The 1,440-nt window shown below is 63.1% G+C and carries 1 protein-coding gene; it reads left to right on the top strand.

Annotated features, from left to right (window positions below; all coding sequences use genetic code 11):
* Positions 1 to 92: 92 nt before the first annotated feature.
* Positions 93 to 1,349: an IS701 family transposase gene (locus tag EDC31_RS17555; RefSeq protein WP_042062697.1), complete on the top strand. Its 1,257-nt coding sequence runs from the start codon at positions 93 to 95 to the stop codon at positions 1,347 to 1,349.
* The last annotated feature ends 91 nt before the right edge of the window (positions 1,350 to 1,440 follow it).

The following is a 1,440-nucleotide window of genomic DNA, read 5'->3' as shown; positions in this document are numbered from 1 at the left end:
CCTAGCACTACTTTGGCATAAAACATTGGGAAGGGATTCCCTTGACGCCCGATCGCTGATTCATAGGAGACCGGCTATGATGAGGGCTGGCGATGGACGGGGATTGGCGAGCGGATCTGGACGCATGGCTTGAGCCGTTTATGGCGGGGTTTGGCCATAAGGCGCAGCGCAGCATGTGCCCGGCCTATATTGCTGGGCTGATCGGTCCGGGCGATCGCAAGAGCATCCAGCCGATCGCGGCCCGGACGGGCGAGGTTCCGTATGATCGGCTGCATCACTTCGTCAGTGCCGGCGTGTGGGATAGCGCGCCGCTCGAGGCGGCCCTGTGGGACCACGCCGATCGCCTGGTGGGTGGCCCACGATCGTGGCTGATCGTCGACGACACCGCCTTGCCCAAAAAGGGCGCGCATTCGGTCGGCGTTGCTCCGCAATATGCTTCATCCCTTGGCAAGAATGCCAATTGCCAGACCATGGTCTCCCTGACCCTGGCGGCGCACGAGGTACCGGTCATGGTAGGCCTGCGGCTGTTCCTGCCGGACAGCTGGATCGCTGACCCGACGCGTATGACCCGGGCGCGCATACCCGAAGAATATCAGACCGCCAGGAGCAAGCCCGAGATTGCGATCGCGGAAATCGACCGGCTGAGAGCGGCAGGTATACGGTTCGGCTGCGTGCTGGCCGATGCCGGCTATGGCCTGTCGGCATCGTTCCGCCAGGCTTTGAGCGCGCGGGGGCTGTATTGGGCCGTCGGCATTCCGCGTCACCAGAAAGTCTACCCGCACGATATCCAACTAATATTCCCCGAGAGTACGCGCGGTCGGCCACGCATCCGTCATGTGCCCGATCAGCCCTCGGTCAAGGCCGAGGCGGCGCTGGAGACCGCCACATGGCGACGGATGAGCTGGCGACGTGGTACCAAGACCGGCCTGGCCGCCAGATTCGCCGCAGTGCGGATCCGCATTGCGGACGGACCGCCCCAGCGTATCGGCAGGCTTGGGGCACAGCACATGCCGGGCGAGGAAGCGTGGCTGGTCGGAGAGCGGCGAAGCACCGGCGAACGGAAATATTATCTGTCCAATCTACCGGCCGATACGCCGCTCAAGGACCTCGCCCGGGCGATCAAGGCACGATGGGTCTGCGAGCAGGCCCATCAGCAACTCAAGGAGGAACTCGGCCTCGATCACTTCGAGGGGCGATCGTGGATCGGGCTGCATCGGCATGCTCTGCTCGGCATGATGGCCTATGCCTTTCTCCAATCCTGTCGCCTCAAGGCAGCAGGGCGGAAAAAAAACCATCACGGGTCCACCGCCTCAGCCCAGTCTGCCAGCGATCCGTCAGGCCATTCTTGATCGCATCCTCCAACCACCATGCCGGCAGTGTCCTCACTGCGGCAGGACGCTCAGTCCACCCTCATCACAGAAAATGCCAAAGTAGTGCTAG

The organism is Acidomonas methanolica, assembly GCF_004346035.1.
GTDB classification, from domain to species: Bacteria; Pseudomonadota; Alphaproteobacteria; order Acetobacterales; family Acetobacteraceae; genus Acidomonas; species Acidomonas methanolica.
This window is presented reverse-complemented; position numbering and strand designations above follow the sequence as displayed.

Excerpts from the sequence above, each read along its gene's own strand:
- EDC31_RS17555 (WP_042062697.1), top strand. The coding sequence starts at position 93 with ATGGACGGGGATTGGCGAGCGGATCTGGACGCATGGCTTGAGCCGTTT.